Annotated in this window: 19 protein-coding genes and 5 pseudogenes; 11 read left to right on the top strand and 13 right to left on the bottom strand. The window is 69.2% G+C overall.

Annotated features, from left to right (window positions below; genetic code table 11):
- Positions 1-76 precede the first annotated feature (76 nt).
- A complete protein-coding gene (locus J1792_RS25140) occupies positions 77-241 on the bottom strand; it encodes a hypothetical protein (protein ID WP_179199057.1) in 165 nt (54 codons plus the stop codon).
- A 313-nt stretch (positions 242-554) separates the two neighbouring features.
- On the opposite strand from J1792_RS25140, the pseudogene J1792_RS36110 reads away from it, so the two are divergent.
- A pseudogene (locus tag J1792_RS36110) lies at positions 555-674 on the top strand (IS701 family transposase); the annotation flags it as partial.
- Here the strand turns inward: J1792_RS36110 and J1792_RS34500 are convergent.
- Positions 622-993 (bottom strand): annotated as a pseudogene (locus J1792_RS34500) (IS701 family transposase); the annotation flags it as partial. The pseudogenes J1792_RS36110 and J1792_RS34500 sit on opposite strands and share 53 nt — an antisense overlap.
- 95 nt (positions 994-1,088) lie before the next feature.
- Here J1792_RS34500 and J1792_RS25130 point away from each other — a divergent pair.
- The 3 genes from J1792_RS25130 (at position 1,089) to J1792_RS25120 (ending at position 4,201) form a co-directional block, all read left to right on the top strand.
- Positions 1,089-1,292: a hypothetical protein gene (locus tag J1792_RS25130; RefSeq protein WP_242646596.1), complete on the top strand. Its 204-nt coding sequence runs from the start codon at positions 1,089-1,091 to the stop codon at positions 1,290-1,292.
- 208 nt (positions 1,293-1,500) lie between these two features.
- Complete coding sequence (locus J1792_RS25125) at positions 1,501-1,794, top strand: heavy-metal-associated domain-containing protein (protein ID WP_207248268.1); 294 nt, start codon at positions 1,501-1,503, stop codon at positions 1,792-1,794.
- A gap of 94 nt (positions 1,795-1,888) precedes the next feature.
- Entirely contained in the window at positions 1,889-4,201 is a 2,313-nt protein-coding gene (locus J1792_RS25120; protein ID WP_207248267.1) for a heavy metal translocating P-type ATPase, read from the top strand.
- A gap of 63 nt (positions 4,202-4,264) precedes the next feature.
- Here the strand turns inward: J1792_RS25120 and J1792_RS25115 are convergent, their stop codons facing one another.
- Both J1792_RS25115 and J1792_RS25110 read right to left on the bottom strand, forming a co-directional pair.
- A complete protein-coding gene (locus tag J1792_RS25115) occupies positions 4,265-4,483 on the bottom strand; it encodes a hypothetical protein (RefSeq protein ID WP_179198854.1) in 219 nt (72 codons plus the stop codon).
- Between the two features lie 189 nt (positions 4,484-4,672).
- Complete coding sequence (locus J1792_RS25110; RefSeq protein WP_086568951.1) at positions 4,673-6,619, bottom strand: APC family permease; 1,947 nt, start codon at positions 6,617-6,619, stop codon at positions 4,673-4,675.
- An 854-nt stretch (positions 6,620-7,473) separates the two neighbouring features.
- On the opposite strand from J1792_RS25110, the gene J1792_RS25105 reads away from it, so the two are divergent.
- Entirely contained in the window at positions 7,474-8,520 is a 1,047-nt protein-coding gene (locus J1792_RS25105; protein ID WP_242705268.1) for a cytochrome P450 family protein, read from the top strand.
- A 9-nt stretch (positions 8,521-8,529) separates the two neighbouring features.
- Here the strand turns inward: J1792_RS25105 and J1792_RS25100 are convergent.
- From J1792_RS25100 to J1792_RS25090, 3 genes and pseudogenes are all read right to left on the bottom strand, one after another.
- A pseudogene (locus J1792_RS25100) lies at positions 8,530-8,884 on the bottom strand (transposase family protein); the annotation flags it as partial.
- Positions 8,885-9,191: 307 nt separating this feature from the next.
- Positions 9,192-10,082, bottom strand: a complete 891-nt coding sequence (locus J1792_RS25095; RefSeq protein ID WP_207248266.1) for an RNA polymerase sigma-70 factor — start codon at positions 10,080-10,082, stop codon at positions 9,192-9,194.
- Positions 10,079-11,176: an NAD(P)/FAD-dependent oxidoreductase gene (locus J1792_RS25090; protein ID WP_207248265.1), complete on the bottom strand. Its 1,098-nt coding sequence runs from the start codon at positions 11,174-11,176 to the stop codon at positions 10,079-10,081. Before J1792_RS25090 ends, J1792_RS25095 begins: the two co-directional genes overlap by 4 nt.
- A gap of 1,258 nt (positions 11,177-12,434) precedes the next feature.
- On the opposite strand from J1792_RS25090, the gene J1792_RS25085 reads away from it, so the two are divergent.
- Complete coding sequence (locus tag J1792_RS25085) at positions 12,435-13,418, top strand: hypothetical protein (RefSeq protein WP_307843089.1); 984 nt, start codon at positions 12,435-12,437, stop codon at positions 13,416-13,418.
- A 294-nt stretch (positions 13,419-13,712) separates the two neighbouring features.
- On the top strand, positions 13,713-13,847 hold the full coding sequence (locus J1792_RS25080; RefSeq protein ID WP_179198853.1) for a Tn3 family transposase: 135 nt from the start codon (positions 13,713-13,715) through the stop codon (positions 13,845-13,847).
- A 268-nt stretch (positions 13,848-14,115) separates the two neighbouring features.
- Here J1792_RS25080 and J1792_RS35465 read toward each other — a convergent pair whose 3' ends face one another.
- Together J1792_RS35465 and J1792_RS25075 are read right to left on the bottom strand one after the other, a co-directional pair.
- Complete coding sequence (locus J1792_RS35465; RefSeq protein WP_307843088.1) at positions 14,116-14,325, bottom strand: hypothetical protein; 210 nt, start codon at positions 14,323-14,325, stop codon at positions 14,116-14,118.
- 16 nt (positions 14,326-14,341) lie between these two features.
- The gene (locus J1792_RS25075; protein WP_307843087.1) at positions 14,342-15,244 is read right to left on the bottom strand and encodes an FAD-dependent oxidoreductase; all 903 of its coding nucleotides are present in this window, start codon (positions 15,242-15,244) and stop codon (positions 14,342-14,344) included.
- Positions 15,245-15,385: 141 nt separating this feature from the next.
- Here J1792_RS25075 and J1792_RS25070 point away from each other — a divergent pair, with 141 nt between their 5' ends.
- Positions 15,386-15,988, top strand: coding sequence for a TetR/AcrR family transcriptional regulator (locus J1792_RS25070; protein WP_242646595.1), 603 nt, complete (start codon positions 15,386-15,388; stop codon positions 15,986-15,988).
- 290 nt (positions 15,989-16,278) lie between these two features.
- On the opposite strand, the pseudogene J1792_RS34495 reads toward J1792_RS25070, so the two are convergent.
- Positions 16,279-16,377, bottom strand: a pseudogene (locus J1792_RS34495) (NAD(P)H-dependent oxidoreductase); the annotation flags it as partial.
- Between J1792_RS34495 and J1792_RS25065 the strand changes: the two are divergent.
- Entirely contained in the window at positions 16,354-16,824 is a 471-nt protein-coding gene (locus tag J1792_RS25065) for a tetratricopeptide repeat protein (protein WP_242646677.1), read from the top strand. The pseudogene J1792_RS34495 and the gene J1792_RS25065 sit on opposite strands and share 24 nt — an antisense overlap.
- Positions 16,825-16,852: 28 nt before the next feature.
- On the opposite strand, the gene J1792_RS25060 is transcribed toward J1792_RS25065, so the two are convergent.
- Positions 16,853-17,233 (bottom strand): winged helix-turn-helix transcriptional regulator, encoded by a 381-nt coding sequence (locus tag J1792_RS25060; RefSeq protein ID WP_086574425.1) that lies wholly within the window; start codon positions 17,231-17,233, stop codon positions 16,853-16,855.
- Between the two features lie 139 nt (positions 17,234-17,372).
- Between J1792_RS25060 and J1792_RS25055 the strand changes: the two genes are divergently transcribed.
- Positions 17,373-17,780 carry a RidA family protein gene (locus J1792_RS25055; RefSeq protein WP_086574427.1) on the top strand — a complete coding sequence of 136 codons (408 nt, stop codon included), beginning with the start codon at positions 17,373-17,375 and terminating at the stop codon, positions 17,778-17,780.
- A 75-nt stretch (positions 17,781-17,855) separates the two neighbouring features.
- Here J1792_RS25055 and J1792_RS25050 read toward each other — a convergent pair.
- A pseudogene (locus J1792_RS25050) lies at positions 17,856-18,201 on the bottom strand (IS701 family transposase); the annotation flags it as partial.
- Between the two features lie 498 nt (positions 18,202-18,699).
- Here J1792_RS25050 and J1792_RS25045 point away from each other — a divergent pair.
- Positions 18,700-26,271 (top strand): type I polyketide synthase, encoded by a 7,572-nt coding sequence (locus J1792_RS25045; RefSeq protein ID WP_207248262.1) that lies wholly within the window; start codon positions 18,700-18,702, stop codon positions 26,269-26,271.
- A 68-nt stretch (positions 26,272-26,339) separates the two neighbouring features.
- Here the strand turns inward: J1792_RS25045 and J1792_RS25040 are convergent, their stop codons facing one another.
- Positions 26,340-26,771, bottom strand: coding sequence for an ArsI/CadI family heavy metal resistance metalloenzyme (locus J1792_RS25040; protein ID WP_086574431.1), 432 nt, complete (start codon positions 26,769-26,771; stop codon positions 26,340-26,342).
- Positions 26,772-26,791 lie beyond the last annotated feature (20 nt).

Genomic DNA, 26,791 nt, shown 5'->3' with positions numbered 1-26,791 from the left:
TTCCGTAGACCATCCAGGCCGTGCGCACCCGCACCCCGCCGAGCTCGGCGAGCCCCGCTGCGGCCACCTGGCCGCTTCAGTCCACGACCACGGCGCGCAGCCGGTTATCGCCCGGCATGCCGGCGGCGATGTCGCGCAGCACCCGCCACGCCTGCGGGCGGCCAGTGTCCCGGTTCCCCGCCCTCGACAGCCCCGTACTGCCACCGCGGCCGCACTCCAGCGGCGCCCAGCCGCCTGGCATCCCACCCGAGCGGATGCCCCTACGCCTTCTCTACCGAGAACTGGAAACGGGAGCCGACGAGATCGACTATCTCTTCGAGAGCCTCCGCGACAGGCTGCGCGAAGATGACATGGAGTCGTACGGAGTGCGCTTTCGCTGGTCGGGACGGCCGGACGGACTGCCCGGCGGCTTATGCCCATCCACGGCGGAGCGCACTTCTGGAGGGTCTTCACCCGAGCTTTCGCTCTGCTGGCCTTCGCTTCTTGGGCCATCCGTCGCGTGAGGAGACAGCTCACGAATCACTCGGACGGCTTCGACAGGGACGGTCGGCTGATACGTCGTCGCCGTCCCGAAGTCACAGCAGGTCAAATCCCTCGCCGGGTGCTGGCGCATCAACCAGCTCATCGGCGACGCCCCTGACGATGCCTGGGAACGGCTCTCCTGCGGGCCTGGTGGTGTCTGCGCCAGTTTGACCAGGTCAGCAGCCTGTGGGGGCACGTCGCCGGCGGAACCAGGAAGGCGCCGAGCAGGTGGCGGATCTCGGGGACGGTCAGGTCGATCGGGTCGGTGCTGCGGGCGGGCCGGTTCCGTTGTGCGGTCCTGGCCGGTGTCGCGTCGGCGGCGAGGACGACCAGGAAGGCCAGGGCGAGCATGGCCAGGGTGATGTGCCGGTGCCAGGCGGTCCAGTGGCGGATCTGGTAGTGGTCCAGGCCGACCTGGCCTTTCGCGGCCTGGAAGCACTCCTCGACGCACCACCTGGCCCCGGCCACCTGCTAAAACAGGCACTTACGCGATCGCCGCCAACATCACCCTCATCTCCGGCTCCCTCACAGGCGTCCCCACCGCCATCCGCCTCTCTCGGGCCACCATGCACAACATCCGGCAGAACCTGTTCTTCGCCCTCGTCTACAACGCCGTCGGCGTCCCCCTCACCGCCGGCGCCCTCTACCCGCTATGGGGCATCCGCCTCAGCCCCATCATCGCGGCGGCCGCCATGGCGCTGTCCTCCCTGCCGGTGGTCACCAACTCCTCGCGCCTGCGCCGCTGTCAATCGGTCACCCGCCGCACGTAGCGCGCGAGTAGCCAGGCCGGGCCCGGTACGCGGGGCGGCGACGGCGCAAGCTCGCCGCCCCGCAAGACCCTGCAGCACTACGCGCTCGCTCCGCCACCCTTTTCCATATACCCCCCAGGGGTATATGGTTGCGTTCAGCAGGAGGCGCCAGGCACCCGCCCCGGCCCCCTCGGACATTCCGCGCACCGACGACGTGAAGGAAGCAGCCATGACCTCCCAGACGAACCCCACCTCCTGCTGCACCCCGGCCGGCACCTGCGGCTCCGCCGCCCGGGCCGACGTCCAGGTCGGCATCACCACGGTCTACAAGGTGACCGGCATGACCTGCGGCCACTGCGAGGGCTCGGTCTCGCGGGAGGTCTCCGCGATACCCGGCGTGACGTCCGTCAAGGCCGTGGCCGCCACCGGCCTGCTGACCGTCACGTCCACCGGCACGCCGGACGACGAGGCCGTCCGCGCCGCCGTCGACGAGGCGGGCTACGAGCTCGCCGGCCGCGCCTGAGACACCCGATACCCCTCCCCCGTATTTCGATGCCGGGCCGCGCCGCTCCACTGATATGGACGCCGCGCGGTCCGGCCCTCCCCAGGAGTACGCGATGACCAGCATGGCCCCCGAGAAGACGGTGACGCCCGCCCTGCGCGCCGCCGAAGTCGAGCTCTCCATAGGCGGCATGACGTGCGCCTCGTGCGCCGCGCGCATCGAGAAGAAGCTCAACCGGATGGACGGCGTCACGGCGACGGTCAACTTCGCGACCGAGAAGGCCAAGGTCGCCTACGGGCCGGGTGTGGAGGTCGCCGAGCTGATCGCCACCGTCGAGAAGACCGGCTACACCGCGCAGGAACCGGCGAAGCCGGTGGCGGAGACGGGCCGGCCGGAAGCCGCCGAGGCGGCCGACGGCGGGGAGACCGGCGCCCTGCGGCAGCGGCTGCTGGTCTCGCTGGTGCTCGCGGTGCCGGTCGTGCTGATGGCGATGGTGCCGGCGCTGCAGTTCGACAACTGGCAGTGGCTGTCCCTGACGCTGGCCGCGCCGGTGGTGGTGTGGGGCGCGCTGCCGTTCCACCGGGCGGCGTGGACCAACGCCCGGCACGGGGCGGCGACGATGGACACGCTGGTGTCGATCGGTACGCTCGCGGCCCTCGGCTGGTCGCTGTGGGCCCTGTTCTTCGGCCACGCCGGCATGCCGGGCATGCGCCACGGCTTCGACTTCGCCGTCTCCCGTACGGACGGCTCCTCCTCCATCTACCTGGAGGCCGCCGCCGGCGTCACCGCCTTCATCCTCGCCGGGCGCTACCTGGAGGCGAAGTCCAAGCGCAAGGCCGGTGCCGCCCTGCGAGCGCTGCTGGAGCTGGGCGCCAAGGACGTGACCGTGCTGCGCGACGGGCGCGAAACCCGCATACCCGTGGCGGAGCTGATGGCCGGCGACCGGTTCGTCGTACGGCCCGGCGAGAAGATCGCCACCGACGGCACGGTGGTCGAGGGCAGTTCGGCCGTCGACGCCTCGATGCTCACCGGCGAGTCCGTCCCCGTCGACGTGACCGTGGGCGACGCCGTCACCGGCGCCACCGTCAACGTCTCCGGCCGTCTGGTCGTCGAGGCCACCCGGGTCGGCTCGGACACCCAGCTCTCCCGCATGGCCAAGCTGGTCGAAGACGCCCAGAACGGCAAGGCCGCCGTCCAGCGCCTGGCCGACCGCATCTCCGGCGTCTTCGTCCCCGTCGTCCTTCTCATCGCCCTCGGCACCCTGCTCACCTGGCTCGCGGTCACCGGCGACGCCACCGCCGCCTTCACCGCCGCCGTCGCCGTACTGATCATCGCCTGCCCCTGCGCCCTGGGACTCGCCACCCCCACCGCCCTCATGGTCGGCACCGGCCGCGGCGCCCAGCTCGGCATCCTCATCAAGGGCCCCGAGGTCCTGGAGTCCACCCGCCGCGTCGACACCGTCGTCCTGGACAAGACCGGCACCGTCACCACCGGCAAGATGGCCCTGCACGAGGTCATCACCGCCCCCGGCGTCACCGAGCAGGACCTGCTGCGCCTGGCCGGCGCCCTGGAGCACGCCTCCGAGCACCCCATCGCCCGCGCCATCGCCGACGGCGCCACCACGCGCACCGGCGCCCTGCCCGTCCCCGAGAGCTTCGAGAACATCGCCGGCCTCGGCGTCCAGGGCGTCGTCGACGGACACGCCGTCCTCGTCGGCCGCGAGAAGCTGCTGGCCATGGGGGCACCCCCTGGACCGGAGCTTGTCGGAGGTCCTTGGGGGAGGGTCATCGAGCTGCCGGTCGAACTCGCCGCGGCGAAGGCCGCCGCGGAAGCCGAGGGCCGCACCGCCGTGGCCGTGGCCTGGGACGGCCAGGCCCGCGGCGTCCTCACCGTCGCCGACGCCGTCAAGGACACCAGCGCCGCCGCCATCGCCGAACTGCGCCGCCTCGGGCTGACCCCCGTCCTGCTGACCGGTGACAACAAGGCCGTCGCCGAGGCAGTCGCCCGCGAGGTGGGCATCGACGAGGTCATCGCCGAAGTCCTCCCCCAGGACAAGGTCGACGTCGTCAAGCGCCTCCAGGCCGAGGGCCGTACCGTCGCCATGGTCGGCGACGGCGTCAACGACGCGGCAGCCCTGGCCACCGCCGACCTCGGCCTGGCCATGGGTACCGGCACCGACGCGGCCATCGAGGCCGGCGACCTCACCCTCGTCCGCGGCGACCTGCTCGTGGCGGCGGACGCCATCCGGCTCTCCCGCCGCACCCTCGGCACCATCAAGGGCAACCTCTTCTGGGCCTTCGGCTACAACATCGCCGCCCTTCCCCTCGCGGCGGCCGGCCTGCTCAACCCGATGATCGCCGGTGCGGCCATGGCCTTCTCCTCCGTCTTCGTCGTCACCAACAGCCTCCGCCTCCGCCGCTTCAGCTGACCCAGACTCCGCATGGCCCCAGCGGCCGCGTCCGGCGATCCCGGACGCGGCCGCCACCGCGTTTCAGGCGACGGTGGCGGGACGGGTGGCGGTGACCAGCCAGGCGGTGGCGCGCAGGTGGACGCCTTCGGGCCGGGCGTAGAGATCGCGGACCTGACCGCGCGACGTGACACGCTGCACCGGCTCGCTGACAGCGACCGGGCCCTGCTGCCCGACCGCGCTGTGGCGCTGCTGGACCGGATACCCGGCCTCGGCTTCAGCCCCGACTACATGGCCGCGCAACTCGAGGCCCTGGCGCTCACCGGGGGCTGGTGCCGGGGGGCTTCGACGGCTTCCTCACCCGGCACCGATCTCGGCCCGGCTGACTGCGCTCACCGAGGCCGGATTCCGCTCCGCCGGCGTACCCGTCCCACGCCAATGACGGGAGCCCTGGTGGCGGCTGCGGTTCGGGCCGGCGCGGTGGACGGTTGGTCAGCCGACGTGGACGCGGGGGCGGTGCTCGCGGTCCGGTTCGGCCTCGCGCAGGATCTCGCGGGTGACCGGGGCGACCTCGCCCTGGCCGAAGAGGAAGAAGCGGACGAAGTTGGTGAAGGGGTTGCCCTCGGTCCACTCGAAGAAGACGTGGGGGCGGGTGCCGGTGAGGTCGCGGGCGTGGAGGAGGAAGGCCGCGAGGGCGTTGGGGACGGAGGAGCTCTCCATCGTCAGGACGCGGTAGCGGTCGTGCATGATCTCGCTGCGTACGGTCAGGCCGGCCTCGAACTCGGAGGGGTCGGTGACCGTGACCTCGACGAAGACGAAGTCCTCGGTGGTGGGGATGTCGTTGTCGGCGCGGATCTGTTCGATCTTCTCGCGGTATTCGGTGACGTCGCGCTCGTCGGGTTCGTTGGCTATGAAACGCGGCGTGCGCTGGGAGATGTCGCGGATGAACCGCTCGGCCATCTCGTCGAGCTCCACATGCGTGACGCGGAGTTCGAAGGCGCGGCCGAGGCGGGAGAGGAGGGAGATGAGGAGGATGCCGGCGGTGAAACAGGCACCGATCTTCACGCCGTCCGGGCGCTCGATCACGTTGAGGACGGTGGTGTAGAGGAAGACGGCGGAGATGACGCCGAAGGCGATGGTCCAGCCGCGCTGGCCGGCCTTGCGGGCGGCGATGGTGACGGCGATGGCGGCGGAGCAGATGAGGACGAGGACGCCGGTGGCGTAGGCGCCGCCCTGGGCGTCGACGTCGGCGTCGAAGAGCCAGGTGACGAGGAACGCGACGAGGGTGAAGACGATCACCATGGGGCGCACGGCGCGGGCCCAGTGCGGGGCCATGCCGTACTTGGGCAGGTAGCGCGGCATCAGATTGAGCAGACCGGCCATGGCGGAGGCACCCGCGAACCACAGGATGAGGATGGTCGAGACGTCGTAGACCGTGCCGAAGGCGTTGCCCAGGTACTCGTGCGCCAGGTAGGCGAGCGCGCGGCCGCTGGCTGCGCCGCCGGGCTCGAACTCCTTGTGCGGGATGAGCACGGTGGTGATGAAGCTGGTCGTGATCAGGAAGACGCTCATGATGAGCGCGGCGGTCGTGAGCAGCTTCTTGGTGCCGCGAATCCGCCCGGCGGGCCTGTCCTCGGTGTCGTCCGGGGCGCCCTTGACGTGCGGCATCACGGCCACGCCGGTCTCGAAGCCGGACAGGCCGAGCGCCAGCTTCGGGAAGACGATCAGGGCGACGCCGATCATGACGAAGACGTTGCCGTGCTCGGTGGTGAGTGCGGCGGTCCAGTCGGTGACGACGTGGCCTTCGGTGAGGACGTGCCACAGGCCGGTGACCACGACCACCGCGTTGAGCGCGAGGTAGACCGTGACCAGGACGACGGCGACGCCGATCGCCTCCATGAAGCCCTTGAGGAACACCGCGCCGAGCAGCGCGATGAGGATCATGGTGATCAGCACCTGCTTGTCGTGCAGGGCCCCCTCCAGATTGGGGTTCTCCACCAGGTGGGTGGAGGCGTCCGCGGCCGACAGCGTGATCGTGATCAGGAAGTCGGTCGCGGCGAAGCCCAGCAGCGTGAGGACGAACAGCTTGCCCTTCCAGAAGGACAGCAGCCGCGACAGCATCGAGATCGAACCCTCGCCGTGCGGGCTCTCCTCGGCCACGCGCCGGTAGACGGGCAGCGCGCCGGCCAGCGTCACGATCACGAGCACGATCGTCGCGACGGGGGAGAGGAGACCGGCGGCCAGGGCTGCGATGCCCGGCTGATAGCCGAGGGTCGAGAAATAGTCGACACCGGTCAGGCACATCACCCGGTACCAGGGCTGACCCTTGTGCTCGGGCTCCGGCGCGGCCTGCGAAGGACGGCCCTTGCCCATGTCGGAGAGCCCCTCCAGCATCCACCCCCGTAGACGACTCGTGCGCGTGTCGGTCGGGGTGGCCATGGGGTGCTCCTGGTGCTTTGCCGGGGGTCGGAATTCGGCCATCCTGCGGACAGCCGAGCCAGCGTAAGCAATGGATTCCTGGCATCCCCGGGGAGGGGCGTCAGGAAAGCGTTAAGAACCGCTTGCCGGGTTGGTCAGCCGGCTGGGCAGAGCGCTTCGCGGCCCAACACGTTCACCACAGCGCGGCAGCATCGCCCAGGCCGACGGCCGCGTTTTTCTCTTCTGAGTGGAGAAGGCCTGATCGCCGGACCTTGGACATGCCCCGCGCCGATCCGCCAGGTCGCTCACGTAGTGCCGCGGCGGAGAGGCGGATGGGCCCGGAGCGACAACTGAGTGCGTTGCGGCTGCGGGCGGGCGGTCGACCGGTCCTCCGCCCTGTGTGGAAGGAGCGGACTGGATTCCGGCAAAGGTTCCGCTCGCACTCCAGGGGCGCCTACGGCCCTCAAACGCCCCGAAAAGGCCGTACGCCAGGATCTCCAGGCGCGTCACGGACCGAAGGCTTTGGCGGAAACTATTCTCCCCCTTGTAGGGGGAGTTGTCTGCTGAAGCTGTTCCGTACGAAGTGGGTGTGACGCAGGTCGCGTCGCGTCTTGCCGAGGTCGAGGCGGATGTGCAGAGCCTTGTCGAGGTCAACCTCGAGGCGATGCTCGGCGTGCCTGGGTAGTACCCACCCCCGCCAGGACGAGAGCAGACGTAAACCGGCCGTCGCGCGCCCCGTCCACTGGCTGAGCAACTCTGAAAGTAGTCGCTGTCAGTAACCGTGAGGCTTTGAGCGGCAACGGTGACTGGGCCAAGGTTGCGCTTTCGCGGCGTTCGGCGCTGAGGAACCCTGCCGACCCCGTGCTGACTCCATCGTGCCCAAGAAGGTGAACCTGCAGGTCAGAGCCCTACCTGAAAACACCGCCCGGTTCTTCACCGGCCGCTCCTCCGGCCGCAACCTCCACCCCGCGGTCGCGCACACCATGCTCGCCACCGACCCACCCGAGCACACCCGACTGCGCCGCCTGGTGACCAAGGCGTTCACCACCGGCGCCGTCACCCGCCTGTGGCCGTACGTTCAGCACACCGTCGACCGTCTCCTCGACGCCCTTCCGAAGAACGGTGAAGCCGACCTCGTCGCCGGTCTTGCCGTCCCGCTGCCGGTCACGGTCATCTGCCAGATGCTCGGAGTGCCCGAGGCCGACCGAGCTCAGGTGCGCACGTGGTCAAGTGACCTCTTCGCCGCTGGACAGCCCCAGCGGATCGACACGGCCTCGCACGCTGTGGCCGGCTACATGGCCGATCTCATCGAGGCCAAGCGACGTGCCCCGGACGACAGCCTACTGTTCGACCTCATCGCTGCTCGGGAGGACGGCGAACAGCTCGGCGAAGACGAGCTCGTCTCCCTGGCCGTCCTCCTGCTCGTCGCCGGCCACGAGACCACGACGAACTTCATCGGCAACGCCGTCCTGGCCCTCCTCCAACACCCGGAGCTCCTCGACCGCGCACGAACCCAGCCTGGCCAGGTGAGCAGCATGTTGCATGAACTGCTGCGCCACGACTCACCGGTCGGTATCGCCACTTTCCGATACACCACCCAACCGGTCACCCTTGGCGAGACCGAAATCCCCGCCGGCGTCCCCGTGCTCATCTCTCCCGGAGCAGCCAACCGAGACCCGGTCCAGTACCCGACTCCCGGCTGCCCCGACGCCGAGCGCGACGCCAGGGGGCACCTGGCATTCGGCCACGGAATCCACCGTTGCCTGGGTGCGCCGTTGGCCCTGGCCGAGACGGAGATTGCCCTCCGCGTACTCCTGACCCGATTCCCCGGACTGCACCTCGCCGTAGCGGCTGAAGAGCTCCGGTGGCGCCGCACGCGACTCATGCGGGGACTGGAATCCCTTCCGGTATTCACACGGTAGACGCGTTGGTTTGGTCTTCGTTGGGTCGTTGACTGCTGCGAGGAACGCGGCCACGTCGGTGGGTGTGCGGAACCGGGCTCTTGAGGGTTGGATCGTGCGGCCGCATTCGGTCAGGAGTGGTTGGACCTGGTGGACGGCCCGGGTGAGGGTGCTGCCGTTGACGCCGAAGAGCTGGGCCTGGAGATCTCGGGGGCAGAGTTTGCGCAGGTAGAGCACGGTGGCAAGGACTCGGTCGTCCGTGGTCAGTTCGTCCTTGGCGCCCGCTCCGCGAGCTCTACGCCGGTCGGCCCCCGCGGTGCCGAAGCCCTTCACGCTCACGCAACTCGTCCAGGGCAGAGGATAGTTCGTCGATGGGGTGGTCCAGCTGGTCTGCCAGGTCCTCCTGACTGGCTACGACAAGGCACAGCTCGTGGGGTGCCAGGATCTGGAGTGAGAGCCCGCACGCCGTGGCGTGCACCCCCCGCGCTGTTGCGCCGCTGTCGCCGGTCTCGTGCGCCGGACCGGGCGGGCCCGGTCCGGCCGATGGGCCGATCTCGCACATGCCCCTGTGCCTCCGTGTGCGCGCGGAGGCACAGGGGCATGTCACCATCTGTCACTGAAGCAGCCTGTCCGCCTGTAGAGGATCCCGGTCGTCTCCCGCGCGCCCGGGATCCCCTTGGAAGACACGTTGTTCAGATCTTGACGGCGGTGAGCTTCTCCGGATTGCGGACGCAGTAGAGGGCCGTCACGGCACTGCCGCGGACCTCGATCGAGGTCACCTGATCGAGTACGCCGTCGATGAGGACTGCGACAGAGTGCATCCCGTTGTAGGTGCCGAGGCGGATTTGGACTCCGCCCATGCGGGTGCCCTTCGCCAGGAGGCCGAGGAGCAGCCTGGCCACCTTGTCGGGCCCGACTACGGGGCGCAGTGCCGTGCTCACGACTCCGCCGCCGTCGCCGAGGAACACCACGTCGGGTGCGAGCAGGTCCATCAGGCCTTGGACGTCGCCGGTGGTGGCCGCCGTCAGGAAACGTTCGGCGATCGGCCGTGCCTGTGCGGGGGTGGCGACCGCGGTGTGCCGTTTCGCGCGCACGCTGTTGCGGGCGCGGTGGTTCAGCTGCCGTACCGCGGCCTCGGACTTTCCTACCGCGGCGGCGATCTCCGGGTAGTCGAAGGCGAACACCTCTCGCAACACGAAGACCGCGCGCTGGGTCGGGGTGAGGGTGTCCAGCACCAGCAGCATCGCGGTGGTGACGGCCTCGCCGGTGAGCACGTGGTCGATGCCGTCGGGTGCGTTGCCGACGGCATCGGTCGCCAACGGCTCGGGCAGCCACGGCCCCACGTACTGCTCCCGGCGGCGGACAGCCGACCGCAGGAGGCCGAGCGCCTGCCGCGTGACGATCTTCGCGAGATAGGCCCGTGCGTTCTCCACCGAGGAGTGGCTCACCGACCGCCACCGCAGGTAAGTCTCCTGCAGCACGTCTTCCGCGTCGGCCACCGATCCGAGGATCTCGTAGGCGATCGAGAACAGCAGGGCCCTGTGCGCGGTGAACTCGTCCTCGGGTTTCGGCTGCTCGGTCACTTCGGCCCCGGCAGCCAGGCGTAGGTGGCGGTGCGGGCGCCGGACTTCGCGTAGCGGCAGATCCCTTCCTTGCCGACAGCGGCGATGCGGCCGGCGAAGTAGAGTCGCCGCACACGGTCGTCCCTGTGGGCGGTCTGGAGCAGCCCGTCGCGCCGGCCCAGGCTCACGCCCTGTCCGGTGTATCCCATGGAGTAGGGCTCGGGCTTACGGCCTTCGATCATTCGCGCCAGCGTATCCGCTGCGTGCGCGCCTTGCGGCATGGCCGTCGCACAGGCCGCCCGTGCTCCGGGAACCGCCGCGCAGTCACCGACGGCGAAGATCCGCGGGTCGGTCACGCTGCGCAGGTACTCGTCGACCACGGCACGCCCGTCGGCATCCACCTCCAGACCGCTGCGGGCGGCCAGGTCGGGCACGCCCCCGATGATCGCCCAGAGTGTGAGGTCGGAGGTGAACTGCCGGCCCGAGCGGAGACGCACATCGTCGCCTCCTCCTTCCCCGGCGCCTGAAGCGATCTGCGCGACGGAGTCCTCCACGATCTCCACGTTCAAGCGCTCCAGGCCGGTGTGCACACGCTTCTGCGCCCCGGCCGACAGGCTCGCGGCGATCGTTTCCCCCACGAGCCGCACGCGCAGGTCGGGGCGGCCGTAGGCGACTTCGGCTGCCACCTCAATGCCCGTCAGCCCGCCGCCGATGACGGTGACCGTCCTCCCGGCCGGCAGCCCGGCCAGCGCGGCCCGTGCCCGCTCCGCGCCCTCCCAGATCCCGACTGGGACAGTTCCCGGCAGCGGTGTGACCGTGCTGCCCACCGCGAGGAACACGTAGTCGAAGTCGAGACGCGACCCGTCCCCGAGAGCGACCTCTCCGTCGCTGATCTTGTCGACGGTGTCCAGCCGCGTCGTGACCCCTTCGCGCAGTATCGAGGCCAGCGGGGTCGCCGCGGCGCCGGTCCCGGCGATCTGCTCGTGCAACCGCACCCGCTCGACGAAGTCCGAACGCGGATTGATCACCGTGATCTCCGCTGCCTTCACCTTCTTGGCCAGCCGATTCGCGGCAATCGTCCCGGCGTAACCGGCGCCCACCACCACGACCCTCATGTGTGCCTCCTGTTGTGGAATCAGCTCACACACGGGATGCAGCCCACCTCGCGCCCGTGATGGGCGAGCGGAGTGATCTGCGTCACTGCATCGCTGGGCGCCGAACCGGCAGGGCGGCAGGAACGGCCTCGGTGATCTTCAAGAAGCCATCCGAACTCGCGGTGGCCGCCGCAACGGTTTGCCCCCTGGGCCGAACACGCCGGGCCGGACGCGGCCGGGCATCCTGATGTGCGGCGATCGAACGAGGAAGAGCGGTCTACTCCACCGCGCTGGACATTGCCGATGCTGCCAACGCCCTGAACTTCACTGGTCCGTCTGCCCTGGACGCCCTCGCCGGCTGGGAAGCTGAGCTGCCGCGCGCCCTCGACTGCGCCGTGCAGCTGATGCAGCGGCAGACAACGCCGGAATCATCGGCGCCTTGACCTGCCCCTTTGACGTTCGGAAACACGTAGTGAGCTTGTTCCTTAACCTCCGACCGACTGAGAGCGAGCTGGGTGGCTCCCTTCTCCACGGTCGAGGGTGGGCCTTCGATCACGACCGGTGTCGGTTGTGGCGGCAAGACCAGCTTGTCCTGCTTGGTTACTCACCGAGCTCGGGTCCAGTCCGCTCCAGCAGTGCTCATGATGTGCCGTCGAGGCATGCCGATCAGTTGGGCAAAGTTGCCTCCCATAGTGGGTGACTACAGCCAGGATGATCCTGTCCGTTACTGGCACTCCGGATGGAGACTGAGCATGTCGAACGTTCCGACGGAGCTGCGGTCGTCACGGCCCGGTACGGACGCGGGGATCTCCACCTGCCCTTGACGGCCGCCGTCCCCCAAGAGCTTCCGCACGTCGTCCATGCGTAACGTCACAGATTCACCTGTTTCTCCTGCTCCCCGCCCCCGAGGCGGAGCCCCGACGTATCTTGCACACGGGCACCACCTGCACAACGCGCCTTGATGATCTTGGCTCAAAGCCGACCCTCCCGCGCCGCACGCCAACTGCATATGGTCACGTCGCCGGTTGAGTCAGCTGATACGGAATCCGGAGCGCGAGCCCGGGCAGCAACTGTTCGACCGGGATTCCCACCACCGGCTGCCGCCCTGGAACAACACCTGTGGTGCCCGCCGCTTCGTTACGAGTGTCAGGTTCGGTGGCGGTGAGTGCCGGCACGGGGGGTGACGACGGACGCTCTTATCTTTCGCTAAGAACGTTCCCCTAGCGTCTCGTTCATGATGATGCAACGTGGTGCAGTCGGATCAGTTGTCCTCACGGCCGTGGCCTTGACGGCCACCGTCGGGGTGGTCGCCGCGGCTCCCGCCCCCGGCAAGTCCGCCACCCCCGTGTCCCACGGCAAGGTGACGGACAATCTGTACATGTCGCTCGGCGCATTCGAGGATGCCGTCTCTGGCGAGGACCCGAAGGTCAAGGCCATGATCGACCGTACGGACATCGGCGGCGTACAGGTGGTGGCGCCCTGGAAGGCCCTTGAGGGGAAGAAGGGGGAGTACACGTGGTCGCGGCTGGACAATGCCCTGAAGTATCTCCAGGAACGCCACAAGAAACTGTTCGTCCAGGTTCAGGACCGGTTCTTCGATGTAGCCATGAAGGACGCCAACGTTCCCCAGTACGTGAAGGACGAGGGCGGGGTCGCGCCGACGGTCGATGAGAACCCTGACAACCCCACCACCCACGGGGCCATGGCCGCGCAGTGGAACAAGGAGGTGCGAGCAGACTTCCAGGCCATGCTGAAGGCGATGGCTAAGAAGTTCGACGGAAAGCTCGCCGGGGTGAATCTCCCGGAGACCGCGGTCGAGGTGGACACCAAGACGGACCAGACCAAGTACACCTCGAAGTCCTACATCGATGCCGAGATCGACAACATGCGCTACGGCAAGAAGGTCTTCACCAAGACGCAGTTCATCCAGTACATCAACTTCCTGCCGGACGACGACGACCACAAGCGCATGAAGGAGATGTTCGACCTCGCCAGGGACAAGAAGATCGGCATCGGAGGACCGGACACCCTGCCGGACCGGAAGTACCAGATGGAGAACTCCTACAAGTTCCTCCACGCATACAAGGATGCCCTTCCCCTCGTCGCGATGGCCGTCCAGGAACCCGACATCAACGCCAAGGACCCCCAGACCGGTAAGCCGTTCACCCGCGAACGGTTCACGGACTTCGCCCACGACTACCTCGGGGCGCGCCAGATGTTCTGGACCACCGAAGCGGACTGGCTGCAGAAGCCCACCGCATGACACCTGCACGAACGCGACTGCTCAGACCCGTGTGAATGACCGAGGTGAGTGACCGAGCGCGCCCGGGGTGACGCATCCTCGTGATGTGACCACCACATGACCAACGGGAGTCGCGCAGCAGGAGTGAGGGCCTCGACCTCGACGTGGGGGTCGGGGCCCTCGTTCAGGCACTCCTGTCCTCATGGTTCCGCAACCTGCGGCGGGCCGCCCGACCAGCGGTCTTGTTACGGTCCGTAGCCCTGATGCGGGTCGTAGTTGCCGTTGCCGTACGTCCTTGCGGCAGCCGTCACGGCCTTGCTCACGAACGCGGTGATCTTCCACAAGGCCCTGGACATCGCGGAGACGGTCCGCCAGCTCCCTGAGGAGGGCCGGGAGATCGACCCTGAGGACCTGGCCCACATCTCGCTGTACCTGAGCGAGCACATCTAGCGGTTCGGCGAGTACTCCGCTCACGAACTCGGCATCCAGCCCGAGGCGTACGACCCGAAACTGAACGTGGACCTCAGCCGGCTCCGCGAGCAGGATCTGACCAGCGCCGGCTTCAGCACGGCCGCCTGACCGTATGGAGGGGCCGGCTTGGCACGCTTGGTCCTGTTGTGAGGGGTGAGCGCGGCTGCTGGTCGGCGGCCTCACTGGCGCCGACATGCCCCGCCGTCGCCGCTGTTGCAGGGGGATTGGGCGGAATCCGGGGTGGGTGTCAGTGGTGGGCGGTCATGTGGGCGAGGGTCTGCTCGGCGCTGTCGGGGGCGAAGGCGCCGTCGATGCCTTCAGCAGCTCCCTCGGCCGCTTCGACGGAGCGGGGAATGAGGATCTTCTCGTAAGCGGTGACGGCGTCGTCGACGGCGGCGTGTTCGGCGAGGGCGTGGGCAAGGTCGGCGCCGTCGCGCATGGCGAGGTTCGCGCCCATGCCGGAGAAGGGGACATCAGGTGGGCGGCGTCACCCAGCAGGGTGACGCCGGGGTGGGTTCCCAGGTGTGGGGGACGGGCAGGGCGAACAGGGGGCGGTTGGTGTAGCCGGTGTCGGTGTCGGTGATGAAGCCGCGCAGGGCGGGGCTCCAGTCGGCGAACCGGTGCAGGAGGGCGTCGCGGACGGCTGCGGGGGCGGTGAGGTCGACGCCGGCCCGCTGGTGCCAGTCCTGGGGGGTGCGCATGCCGACGTAGATGCGGATGTGGCCGCCGCTGTTGCGCTGGGCGACGAAGCCGAGGTTGTTGTCGAGGGCCATCATGGTGCCGTTGCCGGTCAGGGCGGCCAGTGACGGGTGGCGGGTGTCGGCGTCGTTCAGGCCGGTCTCGACGAAGGTGACGCCGGTGTAGAGCGGGACCGCGTCCGTCAGCACGCGGCGCACCCGGGACCAGGCGCCGTCGGCACCGACGACGAGGTCGGTATCGGTGCTGTGGCCGTGGGCGAAGCGCAGGCGGTGGCGGCCGTCGCCGAGCGGTTCGGCGCGCTCCAGCTTGTGGCCCCATCGGACGGTGCCGGGGGCGAGGGAGGCGAGCAGGAGGTTTCGGAGCTGCCCGCGGTCGATCTCGGGGTTGCCCTGGCCCTCCTGGGGCGGGGCGGCGTCGAACAGGATGCGGCCGTCGCGGGCGACCAGGCGCATCTGCTCGCCCTCGGGGCGGGCGAGGGCGGTGAAGCCGTGCCACAGGCCGGTGGCACGAAGGGCGTGCTGTCCGGTGTCAGGGTGCATGTCGAGGGTGCCGCCCTGGTCGCGGGCGGTCGCGGAGGCGTCGGAGTCGTAGACGGCGACGTCGATGCCGTGGCGCTGGAGGATCCGGGCGCAGGTCAGGCCGCCGGGTCCGGTGCCGATGACGGCGATGCGGTTCATGGTCGTTCTCCATGTCGCGGGTGTGCGGGGCAGGGGCCGGCACCGTCGGGTTCCGGTCCGGCTACTCCAAAAAAGCACGATCACTCAATAAGTGCAACGGTACAACTTTTTGCACCAGGCACCTTTATGTATGATGTGAGTATGACGACACCTGTAGGACGGCGCGAACGCAAGAAGGCCGCCACGCGCCGGGCGCTCGCCGACGCCGCCCTGAACCTCTTCATCGAACGCGGCTACGACGCGGTGACCCTGCACGAGGTCGCCGAGGCCGCCGACGTGTCCACCACCACGCTCCTCAAGCACTTCCCCAGCAAGGAGGCACTCGTCTTCGACGAGGAGGCCGACCAGGAAGCCGGCCTCGTCGCCGCCGTCCGCGACCGCGCCCCCAGCGTGACCATCCCCCAGGCCCTGTGCGCGCACGTCAAGCGCGTCCGCATCCGCCCTGCCGGCTCCGACACCCGCTACGCCGACTTCCTCAACCTGGTGAGGACCACCCCCGCCCTCAGTGACTACGCCCACCGCATGTGGATGCGCCACCAGGACGCCCTCGCCCGCGCCATCGCCCATTCCCTCGGCGCCGCACCCGACGACCTGCGCAGCGCCGCCCTGGCCCGCTTCGCCCTGGAGACCTCCGCCCTCGCCCACCGCGCCGACGACCCCGAACGAGCCGTCGACGTCGCCTTCGACCTCCTCGAACACGGATGGAGCACCCCGGCCCCGCGCTTCGGTGACGGCCGCGACTGACCTCGGTCCCAGCCGCCAGGAAGCGCGGACCCGGAAGAGCGCGCCCCGTTCTCACAAACCCGTTTGCGAGAGTCCCTGGCCGCCCATACCGCCGCGCGCCGCCTGGCGGAGCAGGACCAGAGCCCAGCCGCCATGCTCTTCCGTAACGGCAGGCGCGCCCCTGAGGAACCCGCCCGCACACCCTGACCGGTGACGTTCACCCGCACCTCCGCCGTGGTGCTCGCCGCTGCTCCTCGGGTTCGCGCCCCCGGCTCGTCCTTCCGCCGTCGGCGGTCAGCCGCGCACGTACAGCCGAAACCCGTGCGGCCCGCGGGCTCCAGTCCCTCCTTCAAGTGCAGCGAGGGGATCTCGTAGTCACCGAAGTTCTGCCGCCGGAACGCGATCGGTTCACCGACGCCCTCACGACGATCGGTGTCCTCGCCCACTGGCGTGAAGAAGCGGGAGACCACTCCGGCGCCGCAGCTGCATGGAAGGAACTTCTGGCGGCTCGTGTGCGGGTGCTGGGGCCCGACCATCTCGACACGATCGCAGCCTGGGAGTTGCTGGCCTCGTCACTGGGGAAGGCCGGTGACCTCGAGGGCGCTGCTGCCGCCGTCGAAGAAGTGGTGGCTGGGCGTGTACGCCTCCTGGGCTGGGAGCACCCCGACACCCTCTCCGCGCGAGGCCACCTCGCCTACGGGCAAGGCATGGCGGGTGACGCAGACGCGGCGGCGACCGCCTTCAGGCAGCTGCTGGAGGACTACTTCCGTGTCCTGGGACCAGAACACCCCGACACCTGCGTCATGCTGGAATACACCGCATATTGGCAGGCCAGAGCCGGCAAAGAAGCTCCCTAATACTCCAGCTGTATATCGTGATCAGCCGTCAGGCTTCGAAGCGGTGGCGGGCGGCCTCGATGTGGCCGAAGTACCGGTGGGTCCAGTCGCACATTCCGTCGACGGTTGCGCGTAGGCCCTGGCCCGGCTCGGTGAGGGTGTATTCGACATGCGGCGGGACGGTGGGGTGCACGCTGCGCTCGACCAGGCCGTTGCGCTCCAGCATGCGCAGGTTCTGAGTGAGCATCTTGTGGCTAATGCCCTCGATCTCGTTCCGCAGCTCGCTGAATCGCAGGGTGCGTTCACCAAGAGTCTCGATGATCAGGAACGCCCACTTGTCGGCGACGTCGGAGAAGATCTCTCGCGCCAATGAGTCCGCGCGCCTGAGGTCCGCTTCCTCGGATCGGCCCTTGATCTGTTTGGTCACCATCAGGTTCCCCAGTCACTGAAAAGTGCGTTCTTCCCTGCCGGCGACCACTCTCTTGCGGTTCCTGAGTAACCACAAGAGACCACGAGGGTCTGGAGTGACGAGCACGGGCCCACGATGCCCGGACAAGGAGGCGGACGGCATGGCCATCACCCTGGTGAACCCCAGCGGATTGCCCGAGATCGATGTCTACCGGCAGGTCTCGATCGCAACTGGGTCGAAGCTGGTCTTCATCGCCGGACAGGTCGCCTGGGACGCCGAGGGGATCACGGTCGGCGAAGGCAACCTCGCCGCGCAGGTCGAGCAGTGCTACCTCAACATCGGCACCGCCCTGGCCGAGGCCGGTGGCTCCTTCGACGACGTGGCAAGACTGACCTTCTACGTTGTCGACTGGACTCCCGACAAGATGCCCCCGCTCCTGGAGGGGATCTCCCGGGCGGCCGCAAAGCTGGGAACCACCCCGGTCCCGCCGGCCACGCTGCTGGGCGTTGCGGCACTGGACGTTCCCGACCACCTGGTCGAGATCGAAGCCACCGCGGTCCTCGGCTGAACAGATGCCCTTCGCCCGCTGAGCACCGAAGTCGCCAACTGCGGTGCGCAGTTGCCAACCAGCGTGCTCGGCACATCATGTCTGGTTCATGGCTTGCCGGTGGTAGTAGCCGGCTTCGGGACCGGGCCTGATGACGTCGCCGCCAGTCGGACCAGCCGAGCCGGTGGGCGGCGTCGTGCAAGGGTCGGACGACGAGGGCGACGAACAGGCGCTGGATCTTGTTGCAGGTGAGCGGGATCAGCTCCTCCAGGGCGGGGTGCCGGGCGTGTTCGTCGGCGCGGACGGCAGCGAGGAAGGCGTGGGCGAGCATGGCAAGGGTGACCCAGCGGCTCCAGGAGACGAAGCGGCGGACCTGGTGCTCGTCGAGTCCGGCGAGCCCCTTCTCGGTCTGGAAGGCCTCCTCCACCCGCCACCTTGAGCCCGTGGGTGCCGCCGCGCGGAAACTGAGCGTTGAAGTTGTCCAACGGTGCCCGGTACCGCGCTCAGTCACACGAGCGCACCACGAAGCGTCACCGTTCACCATGACTGCAGCCTGGGCGTACGGAGCAATGGCTGGACCAGGTATTACTGGCCGCCTTGCTTGCTAAGGGCGGTGTGAAGTTGTGATCAATCTCGGCAACTTGCCTACGATCGGCGGGAGTTCACCGAGCCGTACCCGCCGATAGATGAGTACGGTCCACGCGTCGCCCAGGAGTGTCTCGTCCGGCAGGTCCGGCCACCCCAGGGCACTCAAAGGGGTGCCCGGCTGCGGTCTGAAGATCGCAGCCAGGGAGGGAGGAGCGCCGGTCTCGCTGGACGAGCGTTCACTCATTCCCCTCGCGGGGTGGATTAGCGTTTTAGGTCGTTAAGTCTATTTATCGCGGGTAGTCACTCATGCGGCTCAAGTCTCGAATGCCCTGATCGGCGACGGGAGTGATCGGTGACTGGTGCGGCCCCGTGCCCGAACGCGGTTTTTGATTCCTCGGTTCCCCTGGCCATTGTCGGTGCAGCTTGCCGACTGCCGGGGGGAATCACCGATCTCGGCCGGTTGTGGGATGCCCTGGCAGAGGGAAAGGACCTGATCTCCGAGGTGCCGCCGGCGGATCGTGTGGATGCCGCGCGTTTCGTGGATCCCTCCCCGCAGCGTCCGGGCAAGGCCTACACCATGGCGGGCGGCTACCTGGACGATGTCGCTGGTTTCGACCCGGAGTACTTCGGCATCTCGCCTCGTGAGGCGACGTACATGGATCCGCAGCAGCGGATGCTGCTGGAGATGGCAGCGGAGGCGCTGGACGACGCGGCCATCGCCCCTGCGAGTCTGGCCGGTTCGGACACGGCGGTCTTCGTGGGGATCAGTGACATGTCCTACGGAGGGCTGCAGTTCAGCCGGGTGGAGCAGATCACCCCGCACAGCATGAGCGGCGCCGCCCTGTCGATCGCGGCGAACCGCCTGTCGTACGTCTTCGATCTGCGCGGTCCCAGCATGGCGGTGGACACCGCTTGTTCCTCCTCCCTGGTCGCGTTCCATCAGGCGTGTGAGACGCTGCGCTCAGGTCGCAGCCGGGTGGCACTCGCGGGCGGTGCCAACCTGCTGCTGAGCCCGTACCACTTCGTCGGCTTCTCCCAGGCGCTCATGCTCTCCCCGCGCGGGCGTTGCGCCGCGTTCTCGGCCGAGGCGGACGGCTACGTCCGTGCCGAAGGCGGCGGGATGGTGGTGCTCAAGCGACTGCGGGACGCTGTGGCCGACGGTGATCGCATGCACGCCGTCGTCGCCGGGAGCGGGGCCAACAGTGACGGCGGCACCTGGGGTATGACGGTGCCGGACTCGGAGATGCAGCAGCGGCTGCTGTGCGAGGTGTACGAGCGGGCGGGTGTCACGCCGGACCAGGTGCTGTATCTCGAGGCGCACGGGACGGGTACACCGGTGGGCGACCCTCAGGAGTGCCGTGCGATCGGCGAGGCGCTGGGGACACGGCGCAGCAGCGGGCCCTTGCTGTTCGGGTCGGTGAAGACCAACCTCGGGCACTGTGAGCCGGCGTCGGGGATGGCGGGGCTGTTCAAGGCGATGCTGGTGCTACGGCACCGCCGGATTCCGGCTTCGCTGCACGGGGACCCGCCGAGCCCGAAGATCGACTTCACCGGCCTCAACCTGGAGCTGGTCACCGGCATGCGCGCGGTACCGGCGGCCGGGGGCGGGGTGGTGGGCGTGAACAGCTTCGGCTTCGGCGGCGCCAACGCGCATGTGGTCCTGGCCGCCGCGCCCGCACGGGAGCCATGTGCCGCCGACCCGGTCGGCGGGCCTTTGCCGCTGGTCGTCTCGGCGCGCACCCGGGCGGCATTGGCCGACGCCGCCCGCGCGGTCGCCGGCCGCATGGCCGAGGTCGGGGATGAGAAGGAGTTCTACGACGTGTGCTGGACCGCTTCCCGCAGGCGGGGGCGGCACCCGCGCCGTGTGGCGTTGCTGGCCGCGGGCCCGCAGGAGGCGGCCGAGCAGCTGTCCGCCCTGGCCGCCGATGAGGAGGTGTTGGCCGCTGCCGAGGCACATGTGGAGCGGGAGCGGGCTGCCGGGGTGGTGTTCGTCTTCAGCGGCAACGGCACGCAGTGGCCGGGCATGGGGGCCGCCCTGATGGCGGAGGAAGCGGTCTTCAGAGCGGCAGTGGAGGAGGCCGACACGCATCTGCGACCGCTGCTGGGCTGGTCGGTGGCCGAGCTGCTGGCCGACACCGCGGGCGAGGGAAGCACCGCGGCCGAGCGGATGTCGGTCAACGCCTTCGCGCAGCCGGCCCTGTTCGCGTTGCAGGTGGGTCTGACCGCACTGCTGGAAGAGCAGGGCGTGCGACCGTCGGCCGTGGTGGGGCACAGCGTCGGAGAGGTGGCGGCGGCGTACGCCGGCGGGGCCCTGGGCCTGGCGGAGGCCGCGCGTGTGGTCGCCGAGCGCAGCCGGGCCCAGGCCGTGACGGCAGGCTCGGGAAGGATGGCCGCGCTCGGCCTGGACGAGCGGGAAGCACGGGAGCTTCTGACCCCCTTCGACGGGCATCTGGAACTTGCGGCGGTCAATGGGCCCAGGGACGTGACCGTTTCCGGCCCGGTGGACGCGGTACGGGAACTGGGGGAGGTGCTGGCCGGCCGGGGCGTGCCGTTTCGTGAGCTGGACATCGATCACGCCTTCCACAGTGCCGCCATGGACGTGATCGAGCAGCCGCTCCTCCGGGGGCTGACGGAACTGGTCGCCGGGACGCCGCAGGTGCCGATGTACTCGACCGTGACCGGTGAGCCGGTCGGCGCCGGTGAGCTGGATGCACGCTACTGGTGGCACAACGCCCGGCGCCCGGTCCGGTTCGCCGACGCCCTCGGGCGATCGGTGCGCGCCGGGGCGGCAGCGGTGGTGGTCATCGCTCCCCAACCGGCCCTCACCGCATCGGTGACGCGGATCATCACCGATGCGCAGAGCGGACAGATCCCCGTCGTCCCCTGCATGCAGCGGCAAGGAAGCGCCGTAGAACAGGTACGCCGGGCGGCAGCTCGGCTCCTGGCGGCGGACACCTGCGCCCTCGAGCGCACCGACCGCTTCTTCACCCGGCCGGGCGCGGTCGCGGACCTGCCGACCTACCCCTGGCAGCGCGAACGGTACTGGAACGGCACCCCGGAGCACTGGATCCGTACCAGTGGCGACGGCGTTCTGGTCCACCCGTTGCTGGGTGAACGCGCTCCGGTGCTGGAGCCCGTCTGGCACACCGCGGTGGAGCGTACGCGCACTCCCTGGCTGGCCGACCACCGCGTCGGCGGCGCGGTGGTGATGCCGGCCACCGGCTACATCGAGATGGCACTGGCCGCGGGGCGGGAGGCGCTCGCCGGTCCGGTGGAGATCACGGACTTGCAGATCGTCCGAGGTCTGCCCGTGCCCTGGGACTCCCCGGCGGACGTCCTCCTGACGACGTCCCTGTCCGATGAGGACGGCGTCCTCCGTATCGCCAGTCGCGCCGGCGGCGGCTGGCGGTTGCACGCGCGGGGAAGGGTCCAGCGGCTGACCGCACCCCGACCGGAGGCGGCAGACCCGGTGGCCTTGCGGGAGCGGATGACCTCCCGCCTCGACGCTGCGGAGCTCTACGCCGAGCTGGCCGCCGGAGGGTTGTTCTACGGTCCGGCCTGCCAGGTGCTGCGTGAGTTGCGGGTGGGCCGGTCAGAGGTCGTCGCGGCCTACCACTGCGCGTTGCCCGACGACGGCTACGGCGGCTATCTGGTGCACCCCGCCCTCTTGGACGGTGCGCTGCAGGCGGGCGCCCAGCTGGTGCTGCGGGAGGGGGAGGCAGGGTATCTGCCATCCGGGTTCGACCGCGTCCGGTACTGGGCGAGGCCGGCCGATCAGGGGCTGGCCTATGTGCGGCAGCGCTCCCGCACACCGCGTGAAATCGTCTGGGACGTCACTGTCCTCGGTGAGGACGGCGCGGTGGCGATGGAGCTGACCGGCTGCCGCCTTCAGCGCGTAGCCCTGTCATCCACCGACCGGGGCGAGCAATACTCATGGGTGATGCGGGCGGCGCCGCTGCCCGGCCAGCCCGCTCCGCCATGGATCCCGCCCGCCCCCGCGCAGGTCGTTGCCGCGGCCGCCTCGGACCTGACGCGTCTGCGCGAAGAGCTGCGTGTGGAGGCGGCCGCGGACGCCGATGCCGTGCGCAAGGAGCTCACGGCGTACGGGGTGTCCACCGCCCTGGCGCAGCTGCTGCCCGGGCAGTGGGACACCTTCACCTTCGATGACCTGCTCGCGGCCGGGGTGCTGCCGCAGCACGAAAAACTGGTGCGTCTTCTGGCGGACATGGCGGTGGAAGCAGGGATCCTGGCCGAAGAAGGCGGGCGATGGCGCCGGCTGAGGACGGCTGTGAAGCCCACGATCCAACACCTGGTGCGCACGAGCGACTTCCTGCCGTCCGTGATTCTCAACCTCTCCAGCGGGCTCCATCTGCGGGACGTCCTCACGGGGAAGCGCAAACCGCTGGAACTGCTGTTCCAGGACAGCGGAGCGGAGACCATCGAGCAGTACTACGACATCGACTCCGGCCCCCGCTTCTACAACCGCATGGCCGCTCACTTGCTGAGTGCGCTGCTCCGCAGCCGGCCCGCTGACCGGCCCCTGCGCATCCTCGAGGTCGGCGGCGGCACGGGCGGGCTGACCGCACATCTCCTGCCTCTGCTGGACGAGCGTGGCTGCTACGTCTTCACCGACATCTCCGCTGCGTTCTTCCCCGCAGCCCAAGCCCGGTTCGACACCTACGGCGACCACGTGACCTACCGGACACTGGACCTGAACGCCGACCCGGTGGAGCAGGGCTTCACCCCCCATTCCTTCGACATGGTGGTGGCAGGCTTCGCCCTCCACGCCGTCGCAGACGTGCGGGCGTCACTGCGGCACCTGACCCGCCTGCTCGTCCCCGGTGGTCACCTGCTGGCCCTGGAAGCGCACAACCCCGAGCTGCTGGCGCTGCTGTTCGGAGCACTGCCGGAGTTCTGGAACCCCCGGGACACCGATCTGCGCCCGGACCACATCCTCATCCCCCGTGCCCAATGGCCCCAGGTCCTGGCTGACAGCGGATTCCACGACACCATCCAGCAAGGGGCGTCGACCGGTCCCTTGCACGAACAGGCTTCACTGCTGCTCAGCCGCACTTCACCGGCCGCCACCCCGATCCTGACGACCCCTTCCGGCCCAGCGGATGCCGCGGGACGTGGCGCAGCGGATGCCGCGGGCTGGCTCCTGGTCACCGAAACCCCCGCGCAGGAACCTCTCGCCATCCTGACGGCCGGCGAACTGGCGACAGCGGGACGCGCCACTACAGAGGTCGTGCCCTGCCCGTGCGGCCCGGCCGAATGGCGGGCCGCGTTGGAGCGCACACCGGACGCGGCCGTCGTGCTGATCCTGGGCAGTGACGCGGACGAGGAAGCCGGACAGGACCCCGCGGCCTGTACCGAGCTGGCCGTCCGCCGCGTCGCCGCCCTACGGTCCTTCGCGCAAGCCCTCAAAGCCGACGGCACCGTCACGGTACGCCGCCTGGTCCTGCTCACCCATCCCACCGGAGTGTTGCCCGCGCCGGAACGGCCCGCCTTCCCCGGCCAGGCAGCGGCCTGGGGAGCCGCCCGCACACTCGCCAACGAGATCACCGTGCCCGTGCGCCGCATCTCCCTCGACCGGGGAACCGACCTCACGGCGGATGCCGCACGACTGGCGCACGAACTCCTGGCGGCAGCTCCCGAGGGTGCGGCGGAAGAAGACGAGATCGCCCTGACACAGGGCGGCCGGTTCGTACCCCGCGCCCTGCACACCCCACCGCCCTGTGTACAGGTCACACCGGACGACGACCTCCCCTACCGGGTAGCGCTGAAGGACCAGGGACTGGGGTACACCCTGAGGTGGACCGAATGCGACCCGCCCCGCCCGGGGCCGGAAGACGTGGTGATCGCGGTACGGGCGGCAGCTCTGAACTACCGGGACATCATGGTCGTCACAGGGCTGCTGCCCCCGGTGGCCGAGGACGGAGTCCCCTCGGAGGAGATCCTGGGACTCGAAGGAGCCGGCGTCATCACCGCCGTAGGCAGCGAGGTGGAGGACTTCGCCGTCGGCGAGCGGGTCTTCGGCGCCTTCCCGGGCGCCTTCGCCTCCCACGTACGCACGCGTGCCACCGCCGTGCGGCGTATGCCGGCGGGCATGACCTTCGAGGAGGCGGCCACACTGTCGGTGGCCTACTTCACCGTCCACCACAGCCTCAAGAACCTCGCACACCTGAAGAAGGACGAAACCCTCCTCATCCATGGCGTGGCCGGAGGCGTGGGCCTCGCCGCCGTCCTCTACGCGCGCCTGGTCGGAGCCCGCGTCCTCGCCACCGCCGGTACCCCCGCCAAACGCGATCTCGCGGAAGCCCTCTGCGCCGACTACGTCACCGACTCACGTCGGCTGACGTTCGCCGACGACATCCGCACCTACACCGCCGGCCGCGGAGCCGACGTGATCCTCAACACCCTCAGCGGCGAAGCGGCGTCTCGCTCCCGCGAACTCCTCGCATCCGGCGGCCGGTTCATCGAACTCGGCAAACGCGACGTCTACGCCAACCAGCGCATCCTGCTCAAGCCCCTGGCCGCGAACGCCACGCTGTGCGTGGTGGACGCCGCCAACCTGCTGTGGCAGAACCCCGAACTGGCCACCACCGTCTTCGACGAGATCTGCACCGCTGTCCACGACGGCACCTACCCGCCGCTGCCCCGCCTGTGCTACCCCGCCCACCGCATTACCGACGCCTTCCGCCTCATGCAGCACTCCAAGCACACCGGCAAGGTCGTCATCACCTTCAACGACCCCGTGCCCGTCGAGCCCGCCCCCCGTCCCCTGCGACTGGACCCCGAGGGCACCTACCTCATCAGCGGCGGCCTGAGCGGCCTGGGCGCGCACACGGCCCGCACACTGGTCCGCCACGGCGCACGCCACCTCGCCCTGGTGAGCCGCCGAGGCCACGAAGCTCCCGAAGCACCCGGCTTGCTCGAAGAACTGCGCACACAAGGCGCACAGGCCACAGCGCACACCGCCGACGTCAGTGACCCGCACACCATGCAGCCACTACTGGAACAACTCCAGGCCGGCCCTCACCCGCTGCGCGGCGTCATCCACGCCGCCATGCACATCGACGACCACCCGCTGACCGAACTCACCGATGACCAGCTCCACGCCATCATCGCCCCCAAATGGGGCGGCGCGCTCCAACTGAACGCCGCCTGCCCACGAACCGACTTCGTCGTCTACTCCTCGATCAGCGCCACCGCAGGCTTCATGCACCAGGCCGGCTACGCCGCCGCCAACCTCACCATGGAAGCCCTCGTGCGCGCCCGCCGAGCAGCAGGCCGCCCCGGGACGTTCATGATCTGGGGCGCCATCGACCGCGTCGGATACGTCGCCCGTAACCAACTGACCGGCGCACTCACCAGCATGGGCGCCGCACCGGTCGATCCCGACGACGCGCTCGACGCTCTGGCGGGCCATCTTTCCAACGGCTCGGAGGGGTCGGCGTTCGGCCGCGTCGACTGGCACCGTTTGGGCGCCGTCTGTCCTTCCTTGGCCAGCCCCCGCTTCGCCGCCGTACGCCCCCCGGAAATCGCCGGCGACGAATGGCACCTCGAAGCCGTCCGCCGGCGCCTCGCCACCGCCACTCCGCCGGAAGCGCTCGCCCTCATCGAGGACATGCTTGCCGCCGTGATCTCCGAAACCCTTCACCTGCCGCCCGAGGACATCGACCGCAACCGGCCTCTCCAGCAGTACGGCATGGACTCCCTCCTCGCCATGGAGGTCCTCGCCCGCTTCCGCGTCTACATCGACCAAGACGTGCCGATCATGGAACTGCTGCACACCGACGGCACGATCCACGGCATCGCCGAGACCATGCTCCCCCACGTGCTCCGGCGCGTGCACACCAACGCCACCAGCACGCTCCCTCAACCGAGGCCGGATGATGCCGCTGATCCGGCCGCCGAGTAAAGCACTGCACGCACTGACTTTCGGAGGAGACTTCGTTCAGCAGCAGGTTAGGTGCCAGGAGTCGCTCATTACCCATTCCGGGTGCAGCAGGCTGCGGCGTCGCCCACCACGGCAGGGCTCTTACCCAGCTGGTCGGCGTCGACCTTGACGACGTAGACCTCCCAGGGTTCGCGGCCGGGGCCCTGGATCCAGACCTTGTCCTGGAGTGCGTAGCAGCAGGAGGTGTCGTTCTCTTCGAACGTCGCCAGGCCGGCTTCCTTCAGCCGTTCGGTCGCGGCCGTGACCTGATCGGTGTTCCCGACCTCGATGCCGAGGTGGTCCAGGCGGGTGTCCTGGCCGGATTCGCCCTCGATGAGGACGAGCTTCAGCGGTGGCTCGGCGATGGCGAAGTTCGCGTAGCCAGGGCGGCGCTTCGTGGGCTCGACACCGAAGAGCTTGGAGTAGAAGGTCACCGACGCTTCAAGGTCGGCGACGTTGAGCGCGAGCTGAACACGGGACATGACGGTCTCCTCGATGTGCT

The organism is Streptomyces triculaminicus (genome assembly GCF_017349075.1).
Taxonomy (GTDB): Bacteria; Actinomycetota; Actinomycetes; order Streptomycetales; family Streptomycetaceae; genus Streptomyces; species Streptomyces triculaminicus.
Note: the sequence above shows the minus strand (reverse complement) of the source record. Positions and strands in the feature narration are given on the sequence as shown.

Bases quoted from the DNA above. Each gene is read 5' to 3' on its own strand.
- J1792_RS25140 (WP_179199057.1), bottom strand. From the start codon at position 241: ATGCCAGGCGGCTGGGCGCCGCTGGAGTGCGGCCGCGGTGGCAGTACG.
- J1792_RS25130 (WP_242646596.1), top strand. From the start codon at position 1,089: ATGCACAACATCCGGCAGAACCTGTTCTTCGCCCTCGTCTACAACGCC.
- J1792_RS25125 (WP_207248268.1), top strand. From the start codon at position 1,501: ATGACCTCCCAGACGAACCCCACCTCCTGCTGCACCCCGGCCGGCACC.
- J1792_RS25120 (WP_207248267.1), top strand. From the start codon at position 1,889: ATGACCAGCATGGCCCCCGAGAAGACGGTGACGCCCGCCCTGCGCGCC.
- J1792_RS25110 (WP_086568951.1), bottom strand. From the start codon at position 6,619: ATGGCCACCCCGACCGACACGCGCACGAGTCGTCTACGGGGGTGGATG.
- J1792_RS25090 (WP_207248265.1), bottom strand. From the start codon at position 11,176: ATGAGGGTCGTGGTGGTGGGCGCCGGTTACGCCGGGACGATTGCCGCG.
- J1792_RS35465 (WP_307843088.1), bottom strand. From the start codon at position 14,325: ATGGGCGCGAACCTCGCCATGCGCGACGGCGCCGACCTTGCCCACGCC.
- J1792_RS25075 (WP_307843087.1), bottom strand. From the start codon at position 15,244: ATGAACCGCATCGCCGTCATCGGCACCGGACCCGGCGGCCTGACCTGC.
- J1792_RS25070 (WP_242646595.1), top strand. From the start codon at position 15,386: ATGACGACACCTGTAGGACGGCGCGAACGCAAGAAGGCCGCCACGCGC.
- J1792_RS25060 (WP_086574425.1), bottom strand. From the start codon at position 17,233: ATGGTGACCAAACAGATCAAGGGCCGATCCGAGGAAGCGGACCTCAGG.
- J1792_RS25055 (WP_086574427.1), top strand. From the start codon at position 17,373: ATGGCCATCACCCTGGTGAACCCCAGCGGATTGCCCGAGATCGATGTC.
- J1792_RS25040 (WP_086574431.1), bottom strand. From the start codon at position 26,771: ATGTCCCGTGTTCAGCTCGCGCTCAACGTCGCCGACCTTGAAGCGTCG.